12 protein-coding genes are annotated in these 13,642 nt (G+C 65.6%); 7 read left to right on the plus strand and 5 right to left on the minus strand.

Translation table 11 applies throughout. The features are described 5' to 3' along the window. Positions 1-62: 62 nt before the first annotated feature. Both ACP693_RS10140 and ACP693_RS10145 read right to left on the minus strand, forming a co-directional pair. Positions 63-1,136, minus strand: a complete 1,074-nt coding sequence (locus tag ACP693_RS10140) for a Shedu anti-phage system protein SduA domain-containing protein (protein ID WP_426017117.1) — start codon at positions 1,134-1,136, stop codon at positions 63-65. Between the two features lie 4 nt (positions 1,137-1,140). Further along, on the minus strand, positions 1,141-1,824 hold the full coding sequence (locus tag ACP693_RS10145) for a helix-turn-helix domain-containing protein (protein WP_426017116.1): 684 nt from the start codon (positions 1,822-1,824) through the stop codon (positions 1,141-1,143). 147 nt (positions 1,825-1,971) lie between these two features. On the opposite strand from ACP693_RS10145, the gene ACP693_RS10150 reads away from it, so the two are divergent. Both ACP693_RS10150 and ACP693_RS10155 read left to right on the plus strand, forming a co-directional pair. Further along, positions 1,972-3,369 carry a tyrosine-type recombinase/integrase gene (locus ACP693_RS10150; RefSeq protein ID WP_426017114.1) on the plus strand — a complete coding sequence of 466 codons (1,398 nt, stop codon included), beginning with the start codon at positions 1,972-1,974 and terminating at the stop codon, positions 3,367-3,369. 177 nt (positions 3,370-3,546) lie between these two features. Then, positions 3,547-4,308: a Crp/Fnr family transcriptional regulator gene (locus tag ACP693_RS10155; RefSeq protein WP_426017112.1), complete on the plus strand. Its 762-nt coding sequence runs from the start codon at positions 3,547-3,549 to the stop codon at positions 4,306-4,308. Here the strand turns inward: ACP693_RS10155 and ACP693_RS10160 are convergent. Next, positions 4,280-5,923, minus strand: coding sequence for an amino acid ABC transporter ATP-binding/permease protein (locus tag ACP693_RS10160; protein WP_426017110.1), 1,644 nt, complete (start codon positions 5,921-5,923; stop codon positions 4,280-4,282). The genes ACP693_RS10155 and ACP693_RS10160 overlap by 29 nt on opposite strands. Then, positions 5,920-7,536 carry a thiol reductant ABC exporter subunit CydD gene (gene cydD, locus ACP693_RS10165; protein WP_426017108.1) on the minus strand — a complete coding sequence of 539 codons (1,617 nt, stop codon included), beginning with the start codon at positions 7,534-7,536 and terminating at the stop codon, positions 5,920-5,922. Before cydD ends, ACP693_RS10160 begins: the two co-directional genes overlap by 4 nt. Positions 7,537-7,732: 196 nt before the next feature. On the opposite strand from cydD, the gene ACP693_RS10170 reads away from it, so the two are divergent. From ACP693_RS10170 to ACP693_RS10190, 5 genes are all read left to right on the plus strand, one after another. Then, a complete protein-coding gene (locus ACP693_RS10170) occupies positions 7,733-9,313 on the plus strand; it encodes a cytochrome ubiquinol oxidase subunit I (RefSeq protein WP_426019588.1) in 1,581 nt (526 codons plus the stop codon). Positions 9,314-9,338: 25 nt separating this feature from the next. Continuing rightward, complete coding sequence (gene cydB, locus ACP693_RS10175) at positions 9,339-10,487, plus strand: cytochrome d ubiquinol oxidase subunit II (protein WP_426017106.1); 1,149 nt, start codon at positions 9,339-9,341, stop codon at positions 10,485-10,487. Between the two features lie 19 nt (positions 10,488-10,506). Further along, positions 10,507-10,653, plus strand: a complete 147-nt coding sequence (gene cydX, locus ACP693_RS10180; RefSeq protein ID WP_426017104.1) for a cytochrome bd-I oxidase subunit CydX — start codon at positions 10,507-10,509, stop codon at positions 10,651-10,653. Then, positions 10,640-12,016, plus strand: a complete 1,377-nt coding sequence (gene hemN, locus ACP693_RS10185) for an oxygen-independent coproporphyrinogen III oxidase (protein WP_426017103.1) — start codon at positions 10,640-10,642, stop codon at positions 12,014-12,016. Before cydX ends, hemN begins: the two co-directional genes overlap by 14 nt. Positions 12,017-12,144: 128 nt before the next feature. Then, positions 12,145-12,819: an OmpW/AlkL family protein gene (locus ACP693_RS10190; protein ID WP_426017102.1), complete on the plus strand. Its 675-nt coding sequence runs from the start codon at positions 12,145-12,147 to the stop codon at positions 12,817-12,819. 132 nt (positions 12,820-12,951) lie between these two features. Here ACP693_RS10190 and ACP693_RS10195 read toward each other — a convergent pair whose 3' ends face one another. After that, positions 12,952-13,455 (minus strand): thermonuclease family protein, encoded by a 504-nt coding sequence (locus tag ACP693_RS10195; protein ID WP_426017100.1) that lies wholly within the window; start codon positions 13,453-13,455, stop codon positions 12,952-12,954. Positions 13,456-13,642: the final 187 nt, after the last annotated feature.

Here is a 13,642-nt window from a genome sequence, read left to right on the forward strand (position 1 = left end):
CTACGCGATCGTGCTTCAACTTTACGTATAGAGGTCGATGTAGCGCCAACGGGCCGTCATCGTTAGGCTTCCGAGACTTCCCGGCTTATGTTCTGAACGATATAGCGGGCGCGATATAGCAGTTCGTCAAACGTCAGGATTTCGGGCGACCGGATATTGCGTCGATAGAGTTCGAAGCACGCGATCTTGTCCTCGTTCCCCTTTAGCTCCGACGTGTTGCCCACAACCAAGTAGCTTCGCGGTTCAATCGCGTATGCGGCTTCGCCGGTGTCGTTGCCTTCATCATCTTTCAGGTTGTCCCGCAAACGGCGTCGGGCGAATTCGAAGGTCGTTTTCTGTATCTGTGTGACTGCGTGAAACTTCGTCGGACACGCCCCAACAACCGGTCCGATAAGGTTGGCTTCGCAGTAGGGCGGTCCAGTCCTTCTTGATTTCGACCAACACATACTGACTGACCTCGGCGCGCGTCCGCACCAGTGCGTCGGTTTTTTGCCGGGTTGGTCGAACGCAGCGCCGGTGGTGACGGCTTCCAGCTTCTCACCCACCTTGTCCAAAGCTATATAGTTGAGGCCGTGTCCAAATATCCAAGGGTTTGCCTCAAAGAAGGCCTGCCAAACCCCTTCGGACGCGCCCGTGCCGATCTTTGCTTCGAAGTCCGCGAGCGCCTGTCGCTTCGATGCGACCGCGTAGATGTCCTGATGGAGTTCCGGCGTCTCCGCAAGTTTCCGAAGTAGGTCAGCACCCTTGTTACTTCCGATAAGTTCGCCAAGTGCGCCAAGGTTGATCGCATCGAGTGATAGGCGAGAAGTGTTTGCGTCACTCAAATCTAAGCTTTGAATGATCCCAAGAAACTGCCCGATCTGCGAAAGTTGGAACCGGTTGACCTGCATGTGTCCGTCGAGTTCCCAACCCCGCAGCTTGTGCCATTTCAACTTCGTTAGCTTGAATGTGTCGAAATCTTTCCGATCCCTGACGTAGAAGGCGGACACGGCGATCTTGCACCTATCGGTCACGTCGATTTCACCGACGAACTCTTCGCTCACGCCCGCGATCTTGGCGAAGGCTCCAGCCCGTGCGGGATCAATGTAGAGCTTATTGGGTGTGTAGTTCTTGATGTATTCAATATCGTCCGACACAGCTTCAAATCCCCTTCGGAACCATGATGTGCCCGATTTCGCGATCCTTCGGAACTACAGTCACATATCCTATGGTTATGGGAAGCGGTGTCTTGTCCGTCCACATCGAACCGACGATCGTTGTCGAGCGCGTTGCGGAGTAGAGCCGCACGCCATGCTGTTCGAACTCCGCTAGGTTTTGATCGAAGCTGCGGCTCGCCGACAGGCGGTCGCCGTGGGTTAAGTCCGACCAAGCGTCCCCATAGTCCTGCAACAAGTCGAACAGCGCGGCGGCTTGGTACTCCACTTCGTCGGGCAGTTCGTCGTCGCAGTTGAACACATACGCGGACGATGCGCCGATCAATCGCCCCAAGGCGTCGCCGGTTCGCACGGGTTCGGCGGGCAGTTTCAGATGATCCGGGTAACGCTCTTTCTCCCCGTAATCGGAAACCGTCTCTAGCAGCTTGTGAACTTCCGCCACGAACGCCGGATCATCGAACACGTCGGGGTTCTCATATCCAAGGCCCCGCGCCAGACTTCGACGGGTCGTCACGCTCGCAGGTTGACCGGCTTCCATCCGCTGTATGGTGCGAGGGTCCAAGCCGGAACTTTCGGCAAGGGCTTCCTGCGACCATTTCGAGGCCGTGCGGATGCATCGCACCCAAAATCCTAGAAGCTTCGGCGATAATCTGTGCATTTTGTTGGTCATGTTTCCTCCTTCGATGCTCGTCTAGCTATGGCGAATTTCGAAGGTCCGACACGACAGGATGCCGACAGCGCGCCCACACCAACCAGACAGGTTGCGGGCGTCTAAGTGGGACGAGTTGCCCAGAGGGGATTCAATAATCCATAAAAAATGGCGGAAGCGGTGTCCGATTCATCGCGTTTCACGACGGTGCAGCCTGTTTTCGGCGGAGGAAATTCACAACATCCGCCGATGTCGGCCATTTCAACACTTTTCACACAGTCGCGCCCAGTCGCAAATTTTATGGCGGGTGTGTGGGTGGGTGTATTAGAATGGCGGACGGAAAACGCTATTGCAGAAATGTCGCAGGGTTTCATGCCACGCCAAGCTGCTGAGTTGGGCGCTCTCGCAGTCAGTCGTCTGACCGTTCCCGGCTACCATGCCGTGGGCGGGGTCACTGGTCTCTATCTTCAGGTCCTCCCTGCAGGCGGGCGAACTTGGATACTCCGGGCGGCGATTGGGGGGCGTCGTCGGGAAATGGGTCTGGGCGGTTACCCGAGCGTGACGCTTTCAAGCGCGAGAGAAGCGGCGCGCGCGGCGCGAGATCTGATCCGCTCGGGCATCGATCCGATTAGCAGATCCAGGGAAGCCAGGGCGTCCCTGGCCGTGAAATCCGTCAACGCCGGCTGGACGTTCCGGCAGGCGAGCGAGACCTATGTCGCCACGCATGAGGCGGCGTGGAAGAACGTCAAGCATAGAGCCCAGTGGTCATCGAGCCTCGGAACCTATGCCTACCCCGTCATCGGCGACCTGAGCATTGACCGGATTGGCGTCCCTCAGGTCCTGGAAATTCTCACCCCGATCTGGACCTCCAAAACGGAAACGGCCAAGCGCGTGCGAGGCCGGCTGGAAGCGGTTCTGGACTGGGCTACAACCCGGGAGCTTCGCTCTGGCCCTAATCCTGCACGGTGGAAGGGCCATCTGGACAAGCTGCTGGCCGATCCAGGGAAGGTGTCACGGGTCCGACACCATCGCGCCTTGCCCATCGACGATATGCCTGAGTTCATCGCTCGACTTTCGAAAGTTGGCGGAATGGGTGGTCGCGCCCTTATGTTTGGAATTCTCACCGCTGCCCGCTCCGGTGAGACAAGGGGCGCCACATGGGGCGAGATCGATCTGGCTCGCGGGGCTTGGACCTTGCCTGCAGAACGGATGAAAGGTGGTCGGCTGCATCGCGTCGCGCTCTCCAACGCCGCGCTAAGTCTCCTGGGCGTTCCAGGTAAACCCGATGACCTGGTCTTTCCCTCGGCAAACCGCGGCACACTTTCGGACATGACCCTGACCAAGGTGCTGCGCGACATGAAGGTGGACGCAGTTCCTCACGGATTTCGGTCCACATTCCGCGATTGGGCGGCAGAGCGAACCGACCATGCGAACGAGTTAGCGGAGATGGCCCTCGCCCACGCGGTGGGGAGCAAGGTCGAAGCCGCCTATCGTCGAGGCGACCTGTTTGAGCGCCGAGTCGTCTTGATGAATGACTGGGCGGCGTTCTGCGGTCTGGGTCGCTGAGGGGTCTCCAGGGCTCCGCAGGTTCCCGCGCCAGGCTCGGCAGGAACCACTTTTGAGCAGGCGTTAAAGAAGGTTGAGGCTCTCCGGCGGGTTTCGGACTGCCGAAAGAACAGTTTGAAGGCCAGTGATTGCGAGATCTGAGTGGCACGTCTAGTCATGGTGAGACAGCGAGGCTGAATGGTCGAACTCCGCTCCTTATCCGCCGCCTGCGCCGAGAGGCGCGAGACCGCCGATTGCTTGGGCTGCGGCGCGCGTGCGTTCAGCGTCTGCGACAGCTTGGCGCCGGAAGATCTCGCGCGGCTGGACGCTATCGCCGAGCGGATGTCCCTGGCGGCCGGCGACGTGCTGACAAGGGAAGACGACCCAGCGGTGAGCGTGTTCAACATCACCTCCGGCTCGGTGCGGATTTACAAGTTGCTGCCTGATGGTCGACGCCAGATCACCGGATTTCTGTTCGCCGGGGATTTTATCGGACTGGCTGCGGGCTCCGCCTACGGCTTCTCCGCCGAAGCGATCGAGGACACGACCCTGTGTCGTTTCCGCACGGCCGACTACCATGGGCTGGCGCGCGAAAAACCGAGCCTTGAAGCGGCGCTGCTGGGGCGGGCGATGCATGAATTGGCCGCGGCGCAGGGGCAGATGCTTCTCCTGGGGCGCAAAACCGCACGAGAGCGGCTTGCCAGCTTCCTGGTGACGATGGTTGACCGCGATCCGGTGCATCCGTCAGCGGCCAATGTCGTGCGGTTGTCGATGACACGGTCCGAGATCGCCGATTATCTGGGATTGACGATCGAAACTGTCAGTCGGGAGTTGACCCGGCTGAAGACGGCTGGCGTCATTCACGCCCTGTCGTTGCATGACATCCGGATCGAGCAGCCTGACCGGCTTCGGGCGTTGGCGGATGGGGCCCCTAAGCGGCGTGATCGCGACGGGGCTTGAAGGCGATGCGTCCGTCGATATCGCGTCCATCCACGCGGATCGATCGCTCGCACATCGCCATCGGCGGCATGCGATGGCTGACGAGAATGAGGCCCTGGACGCGCGCCGCAAGGCGTCGTCGAAGCGCCTCCAGGACGCGGGCCTCGGTCGCGGCGTCCAGGCCTTCGGTGGGTTCGTCCAGCACCAGCCAGGGCGCGTCGCGCAAATAGGCGCGGGCGAGGCCCAGGCGACGCCGTTCGCCGCCCGACAAGCGCTCGCCGTTCGGTCCGGTGGGTGTGTCGAGGCCCAGGGGCTCAGCTCGGATTCGGTCGCCCAGCGCCGCGTCGTCCAGCGCCTCCCATAGGGCTGCGTCGTCCGCAGGACCGGCAAGCAGCAGGTTGTCGCGCACCGATCCGTTCAGCAGCCGCACGTCCTGGGCGGCATAGGCGAACAGGGCGCGGCGATCCTCTGGCGCGATCTCGGCGGCGTCTACGCCGTCCAGACGCATCTCCCCGGCGATGGGCGTCCGGAGCCCGATCAGGCGTTCGATCAGGGTGGTCTTTCCGGCCCCGGACGGGCCGAACAGGCCGAGACGGAATGGCGGCGTCAGGTCCGCGTCGAGCGCGTCGAGGCCCAGGGCGGCGCCGTAGGGTCCACGGCGTGCAGCAGCGGGCGGCGCCGGCACGGCGGCCTCCAGTCGCGACAGAGCCTGGCGGGCGGCCCCGTTCTGGTGCAGGGCGGCGACCAGCCCGCCGGCGGATTCCACGCCCATGACCGCCGCCAGGGCCGCCAGGGCGATCAGGGGCAGGTCGGCGCCGTAAGCGGCGGGGACGACGGCACCCACGGCCAGGGCGGTCGCAACTGCTTGCCATGCGGCCATCCAGCCCCCGGATCGGCCCAGCGCCATCTGGGCCTGATCGTGGTCGGCGGCGACCGCAGCGACCTGGGCGACGGCCCAGTCGTTCAGCCCATAGGCCTTGAGTTCGGGAGCGGCCGCCTCCAGCGCGGCGAGGCGGTCCTTGAGCACGCCCACGCCGATCTGGGCGGCGCGACCCGCGGGATCGGCGAGGCGACGGGCGACAAGGACGCCCCCGATGCAGGCTGCGGCCATGGCGCACGACAGGGCCAGGCCCGCCAGAGGCGAGGCGAGGCTGGCCAGCAGGACGGCGGAAGCCGCGCCCGCGCCCAGGCTCCAGGGTACGGAGCGGCGTACGAACAGGGTCTGGACCGCGTCCACGTCCTGAACCAGGCGGGCGGAGACCTCGCCGGACGACAGGCTCAACGCGCGCTCAGCCGGGCCGGCGGCCATGGCGTCGAACAGTTGGGGGCGAAGGCGGGCCAGGGCCTTCAGCGCCGCCTCGTGGCCGGCGACACGCTCGACGTAGCGCCCGCCTGTGCGGACGATGGCCAACAGGCGGATGACGGCGCTGGGCATCATATAGTTGAAGCTCTGGGCCGCCGCCGCGCCCGCCAGGCCCGCGAAGGCCGCGCCGGTGATGAACCATCCCGACAGACCCAGCAGGCAGACGGCCGAAACCGATACGACAGCGCCAGCCGCCGCTGCCAGCCGAAGCCGGGCGCGCTGAGCCTGAGCCTGGGCGCCGATCAGGCCAGCAATGCGCGACGGGGCGCTCACAGCCGCACCACGCGGTCGGCCAGGGCAGCGACCGCCGGGGAATGGGTGGCGATCAGGGTGGTGCGGCCACGTGCAGCCTGGCGGATGACGTCCAGCATGGCGCGTTCGGCGGCCGGGTCCAGATTGGCGGTCGGCTCGTCCAGCAGCAGCAGCGGGGCGCGCTTCAGGATGGCGCGAGCCAGGCCCAGGCGACGGCGTTCGCCGCCCGACAGGCCGCCGCCGCGCTCGTCGATGCGTCGATCCAGATCGCCGGACAGGCCGGCCGTGCGCGCCGCCATGACGATGCGGCCGGGGCAGGCGGTGCGATCCGCCAGGGCGATGTTCTCGGCCAGGGTTCCGGGGGCCACGATCGGGTGCTGGCTGGCCCAGGCGACGCGCCCGGCGATGTCGCCGCAAAGGCTGAGCCGCGCGCCGCCCACCTCGATCTCGCCGCGCGTCAGGGGCGCGAGGCCGAGCAGCAGATGCAGAAGGCTGGACTTGCCCGCGCCGCTGGCGCCCATCACGGCGACGATCTGGCCCGGCGCGACGTCGAGGTCGAACCCGTCGATCACCGGCGCGGCGTCGTCATAGGCGATGGCGACGTCCCGGAAATGGATGGCGGGCGCCAGGTCGCCGAGGGGCGCGCGCAGAACCGGACGCAGGGCCGGGCGCGGGTCTGGCGTGATCATGGACGGTGCGGCGGCCTCGGCGGCCTGGCGATCATGATAGGCGGCGGCGAGCCGGCGCAGGGGCGCATAGACCTCGGGCGCCAGGGCCAGGACGAAGAAGGCGCGCGACAGGTCCAGGGTCTCGGGAACCGGAAAGGGCAGCAGCCGCAACAGGTTGAAGCCGCAATAGACGGCGATCAGCGCGACCGACAGGGCCGAAAAGAACTCCAGCACTCCCGACGACAGGAAGGCGACGCGCATGACGCGGGCGGTCCGGCGCTCCAGCTCGTCCGAGGCTTGGGCGATCCGGGCGGTCGTGCGGCCCACGGCGTCGAAGGCAAGGATGGCGGGCAGGGTGCGGATACGGTCGATGAACAGGCCGGACAGCCGCTCCAGGGCCTGGAACTGACGACGGCTCTCGCCGGCGGCGGCCGTGCCCGCCAGGGCCATGCCGACGATGAAGGGGAACAGGGTGAACAGCAGGACGCCCGCCGACACCGGGCTGGCGATCGCGGCGGCGGCGATGATCAGCAGCGGCGACGCGCCGGCGGCGAGGCGCAAAGGCGCAAACCGTGAATAGTAGCCGTCCAGCGCGCCGACGCCCTCGACCAGGGCCGTCAGCCGGTCGCCGGATCGCCGTCCCCGTCCGAACAGGTCCGCCAGCAGGCGCCCGCGCACATCGGTCTTGATCGCCCGGCCCAGGCGCGCGCCGACGGTCACGGCCGCCTGGCCGATCAGGCCGCGTGCGACCAGGCTTAACACCGCCAGAGCCAGCCAGGGCGCGGCGGCGGCGAGCGAGACGGTCAGGTTGGCGATCGTCAGGGCCAGGCCCGCTGCGAACCCGATGGCTGGAACGACGTCGGAGACGGTCAGCAGGCCGGCCAGCAGCGTCAGCAGACGCCATGGCTGGCCGACCTGCTTGAGCCACGCGGCTGCGGAGACGGGGGCGATCGGCACGGCGCTCATCGGCGGACTCCAGCACCCGGCCGCGACCGCGCGCCACTGGACAAAACGTCGTTGGACCAAACGTCCAAGGACCGACCGTCCAATAGGAGCCGGCGTTCGCGAGCGCTTTGATCGAGATCAAGGCGGCATACCCGTCAAGCTTCTACGGCCAGCGAAACGTCGGTCGTGCAGACCGATTTCTCGGAGCAACGCCATGATCGACCTCGCGGTCGTCGACCTGTCCCGGCTGCAGTTCGCGCTGACGGCCCTCTACCACTTCCTGTTCGTGCCCCTGACGCTGGGGCTGGCGTTCATGCTGGTCATCATGGAGTCGATCTATGTGATGACCCGCCGGCCGATCTGGCGGACCATCACCCGTTTCTGGGGCGTCTGCTTCGGCATCAACTTCGCCCTGGGCGTGGCGACCGGCATCACCATGGAGTTCCAGTTCGGCATGAACTGGAGCTACTACAGCCACTATGTCGGGGATATTTTTGGCGCGCCGTTGGCCATCGAAGGGCTGATGGCCTTCTTCCTGGAAGCGACCTTCGTAGGGCTGATGTTCTTCGGCTGGGACAAGCTGAAGCCGTCGGCCCACCTGTTCGTCACCTTCATGGTCGCCCTGGGCACCAATCTGTCGGCCCTGTGGATCCTGATCGCCAACGGCTGGATGCAGAACCCGGTCGGCGGCGCCTTCAATCCCGACACCATGCGGATGGAGGTCACGGACTTCATGGCCGTGCTGTTCAATCCGGTGGCCCAGGCCAAGTTCGTCCACACCGTCTCGGCCGGCTATGTCTGCGCCTCGGTCTTCGTGCTGGGCGTGTCGGCCTTCTACCTGCTTCGCGGCAAACATGTCGGCTTCGCCAAGCGGTCGATGACCGTGGCCTCGGCCTTCGGTCTGGCGGCGTCGCTGTCGGTCGTCGTCCTGGGAGATCAGTCCGGCTATGCCCTGACGGACAATCAGAAGATGAAGCTCGCCGCGCTCGAAGCCATGTGGCGCACCGAGCCCGCTCCCGCCGGCCTGACCCTGATCGGCATCCCCAGCATGAAGGATCGCGAGACCCACTACGGCGTCCATGTGCCGTGGGTCATGGGCCTGATCGCCACCCGCACCATCGACAAGCCGGTCGAGGGCATCTTCGAACTGGTCGCCACGGCCGAGACGCGGATCGAATCCGGCGTCATCGCCTATGACGCGCTGGAGAAGGTCAAGGCCGATCCGGCCGATCCCGCCGCGCGCGCCCTGTTCGAGACCCACCGACGCGACCTGGGCTATGGCCTGCTGCTGAAGCGCCACGTCGCCGATCCGCGCATGGCCTCGCCCGAGCTGATCAAGCAGACGGCGTGGGACACGGTGCCGAACGTGCCGGCCCTGTTCTGGAGCTTCCGCATCATGGCCGGCGTGGGGATGTTCATGATCGCCCTGTTCGGCACGGCCTTCGTCCTTTGCACCCTGCGCAAACACGACACCCGCTGGTTCCTGAGGATCGCGGTCCTGGCCATCCCCCTGCCGTGGGTCGCCATCGAGTTCGGCTGGATCCTGGCCGAGTTCGGGCGTCAGCCCTGGGCGGTGGAAGGCGTGCTGCCGACCTTCCTGGGCGCCTCGTCGCTGAGCGTGCCGCAACTGTGGGCCACCATCGTCGGCTTCACCCTGCTGTACGGCGCCCTGGCCGTGGTGGAGGTGCGGTTGATGCTCCACGCCATCAAGAAGGGCCCCTTCCACGAACAGGAGATGTTCGGCGAACCGACCCCAGAAGCCCCGGATGTGCGCCCGCTCGCGCCCGCCGTGGCCTGACCCAGATCTCTTAGGACATCCGACCATGGATCTTCCAATCGACTTCGCCACCCTGCGCCTGATCTGGTGGGGGCTGCTGGGCGTGCTGCTGATCGCCTTCGCCCTGACCGACGGGTTCGACCTGGGGGTCGGCGCCCTTCTGCCCTTCGTCGCCAAGACGGACGAGGAGCGCCGCATGGTGATCAACACCGTCGGCGCGACCTGGGAAGGCAACCAGGTGTGGTTCATCCTGGGCGGCGGCGCGATCTTCGCCGCCTGGCCCTTCGTCTACGCCGTCAGCTTCTCGGGCTTCTATCTGGCCATGTTCCTGGTGTTGTCCGCCCTGATCCTGCGGCCGGTGTCGTTCAAATATCGCTCCAAGCGGGCCTCGCCCCGGTGGCGGACTTTCTGGGACTGGGGCCTGTTCGTCGGCGGCTTCGTTCCGGCCCTGGTGTTCGGCGTGGCGGTCGGCAATGTCATGCTGGGCGCGCCCTTCCATCTCGATAGCGATCTTCGGTCCTTCTACGACGGCAGTCTGCTGGGCCTGTTCACGCCGTTCAGCCTGATCGCGGGCCTGTTGTCGGTCGCCATGCTGGTGCTGCACGGCGCGGCCTGGCTGTCGGTCAAGGCCGAGCAGGGGCCGGTGCTGGAGCGCGCGCGTCTGATCGGCACGGTCGCCGGCGTTCTGGCCCTGGTGCTGTTCGCGGTCGGGGGTCTGTATGTCGCCTATGGCGGTCTGGGCTATCGGATCACCGGCATGCTGGACGTCAACGGCTTCTCCAACCCGTTGCGCACGACGGTTCAGGCCGCACCCGGCGCCTGGCTGGACAACTATGGCCGCTATCCCTGGATGATGGTCGCCCCGGCGCTCGGCTTCGTCGGCGCCCTGGCCGGTCTGGTCGGGATGTGGCGGCGGTCTGCGCCCCTGGCGTTCGGCGGCTCGTCTGCGTCCACGGTCGGGATCATCTCGACCGTCGGCCTGTCGATGTTCCCCTTCATCCTGCCCAGTTCGATCGATCCGCAGTCCAGCCTGACGGTGTGGAACGCGTCGTCCAGCCATCTGACCCTGTTCATCATGCTGATCGTGACGGCGATCTTCCTGCCGCTGATCCTGATCTACACGACCTGGGTCTACTCGGTGCTGTGGGGCCGGACCTCGACCGCCGCCCTCAAGACCAACCCCGACCTTTACTGAGCCATAGGAGCTTATAGCGATGTGGTATTTTTCATGGATTCTCGGCCTGGGTCTGGCGGTCGGCTTCGGCGTTCTGAACGGCCTGTGGCACGAGTTCCACCTGTTCGACGAGGGCGATGAAGGCCTGTCGATCGATGCGTCGAAAGAGGGCGATGTTCCCCTCTAGCTCCGCGCGTCTTTCCGTTCGCGACCTGATCGAACGCTACGACGCCCATGCGCCGCGCTACACCTCCTATCCGACGGCGGCGCAGTTCACGCCCGCCGTCGGCCCCGGGGATTGGGCCGCGTGGCTGAAGGGCGTCCCGATTGATCAGTCGGTTTCGCTCTATCTGCATTTTCCCTTCTGCAAGCGGTTGTGCTGGTACTGCGGCTGCAACACGCGGGCGGTGAACCGGGCAGGCGTCATCTCCAGCTATGTCGATCTGATGCTGCACGAGGCCGATCTGGTCCTGGCCCAAATTGGGCATCCGGTCCGTGTGGGATCGATCCATCTGGGCGGCGGCACGCCCAATATGTTGTCGCCGGACGATTTGGAGCGGCTGTTCGCCGGCCTTTCGGCGCGGTTCGACCTGAGCGACTGTTTCGAGATCGCCGCCGAACTGGACCCCGAGGTTCTGACGTCGGAATGGGTCGAAGCCGCCGCACGGATTGGTCTGAGCCGCGCCAGCCTGGGGGTTCAGGACCTGTCGCCGCGTGTCCAGGCGGCGGTGAACCGTCCAGAAAGCTTCGAGACCATCTGCCGGGCGGCCGAGGCCTTGCGAGGGCAGGGCGTGACCTCGCTCAATCTGGACCTGATGTACGGGCTGCCGCTCCAGGCGGTGGAGAACGTCATCACCACCCTGGGTCAGGTGACTACGCTGAGGCCAGATCGGATCGCCCTGTTCGGCTATGCCCATGTGCCGTGGATGAAGCCGCACCAGCGGCTGATCAACGACGCCGACCTGCCCGACGCCGAGGCGCGCTTCGTTCAGAGCCAGGCGGCGGCGCGCTATCTGACCGGCAAGGGCTGGCAGGCGATCGGCCTGGACCATTTCGCCCTGCCGCACGATGGGCTGGCGGTGGCGGATCGCGCCGGGCGCCTGCATCGCAACTTCCAGGGCTACACCACCGACGCGGCCGAGGTGCTGATCGGCCTGGGCGCCTCCTCCATCAGCCGCACGTCCAGGGGTTTCGTCCAGAACCACACGCAGGAACGCGACTGGCGTCAGGCGGTGGCCGCAGGGAACTTGCCGGTCGCCCGAGGCGTCGCCCTGACCGAGCAGGCCGCCTTCGTCGGCGAGATCATCGAGCGGCTGATGTGCGACTTCGTCGTCGATGTCGCGCCCATCGCGCTTCGCCGAGGCCGCGACCTGTCCGAGGTTGCGAGCGCTTGGTCCCTGCTGGATCGGTTCGCGCAGGACGGCCTGGTCTGGCTGGATGGAACGGTGGTGGCAGTGAAGACCGTGGGGCAGCCCTTCGTGCGGGCGGTGTGCGCGGCCTTCGATCCCGACGCTGCCGACATTCGCCAGCGGCGTGCGCGGGTGGTCTGACAGGACAGTTTGTCCACGCCCGTCAGGGTTTGCGATGGATCAAGGTCGTGGGGTCAGGCTAGGCGCACACCCCTCTCCGACGCCTGACGAAGGCCGCACGCGGCGGCCCGGGCGTCGGGGATGAGAAGATGAAAACCAAGACCCTGTTCCTCGCCGCCGTCGCGTTCGCCGCCTTCGCCGCGCCGACCCTGGCTCTGGCCCAGACCGAGAGTGTGGCTCTCGTCGCCTGGGAGGCGCCCAAGAAGGGCGATCTGCTCCTGACGGGTCGCGTCACCGACGTATTCTCCCAAGCGGACAACGTGATCACCACGGCCGCCGGCACCGATGCCGACCTGAAGGTGGATGTGGGCGACAGCGTCATGCCCACCCTGGGCTTCACCTATTTCCTGACCGACCATCTGGCGGTCGAGGCCATCCTGGGCACGACCCGGCACGAGATTCGCGCCCAGGGCGGGGCCACCGATGTCGCCGTGAACGAGACCTGGGTGCTGCCGCCGGTGGTGACCCTGCAATACCGCCCGCTGACCCAAGGCCGCTTCAGCCCCTATGTCGGCGCAGGCGTGAACTACATGCTGTTCTACAACGGCAAGGACAAAAACAGCTTCAAGGTCGATCTGAAAGACGGCTTCGGCTACGCCTTACAGGCGGGCGCCGACATCGGCATCCAGGGACGCTGGAGCGTGAATCTGGACGTCAAGAAGGTTTGGTTCAACACCGACGCCAGCATCAACGATGGCGCGCTGAAATCCAGCGTCGAACTCGATCCCTGGGTGGCGTCGGTGGGGATGAGCCGCAAATTCTAGGCGGCGACGATCGGCCGACGGCCTGCGACCGCTACCTTTCAGGCGTCAGGTTAAGGCGGTTCTCGGCGATTTGGAGGTGATGCGCCTTCTTCGGCCTTCTCTTTCCAAGCCTTCCGGTTCTTTTGCGGATGGCTAGCGTTTGCCGGCGCGCCAGTCCCACGGGCTGATGAACGTCCCCGCCCACAGCCCTTTCCGGCCTTGTTCGGCGTCGTGTTGCTGCTCAGAGTGCTCGCTCTCGCTGTAGCGCGGATAATCCAGCGCCCAGCCGGCGGCGACCATCCAACTCCCGAGATCCCTACGGAAAGTCTTGCAGGCCTCGGTTGGCTCGCAGTCGGCCGTGACTGTGCAGCGCGCCACGATCCGTCGATACCGATCCGGTCGACCCTGCGGCGTGCAGGTCACCGGCCGGTCGTTGATCAGCCGATCGAGGTGGCGGGCGGCCTCTGTGCCACAGCGATAGGTCTCGCCGTCGCGCTGACAGGACTGGCGGCCTTCGGGCGCATCGACGCCCCATAGCCGCACGCGTTGGCCGCCGATCTCCAGGGTGTCGCCGTCGATGACCGTGGCTCGCCCGATCAAAGGGGCGGCAGGCGTGGCGGACTGCAGGGTGATGGCGAGGACAAACGCAGTGATCATCCTGGCGTCGTAGCTGAAGTCAACGGGCCAAGGCTATGGCGAGATGTCTCCTTCTGACGAGCCTGTCGAGAGGCTTCCCGGGTCACACTTAGAAGCTTGACCGACCGGTAGGGACACAGGCAGGGAACCCGCGAAATCTGGATGCCTCATTCAGCCTTTCTTACCGCTGCGTAGCGCCCGGGATTGT

The sequence above is a fragment of the Brevundimonas sp. TWP1-3 genome, assembly GCF_049896085.1.
In the GTDB taxonomy this organism is placed as follows: domain Bacteria; phylum Pseudomonadota; class Alphaproteobacteria; order Caulobacterales; family Caulobacteraceae; genus Brevundimonas.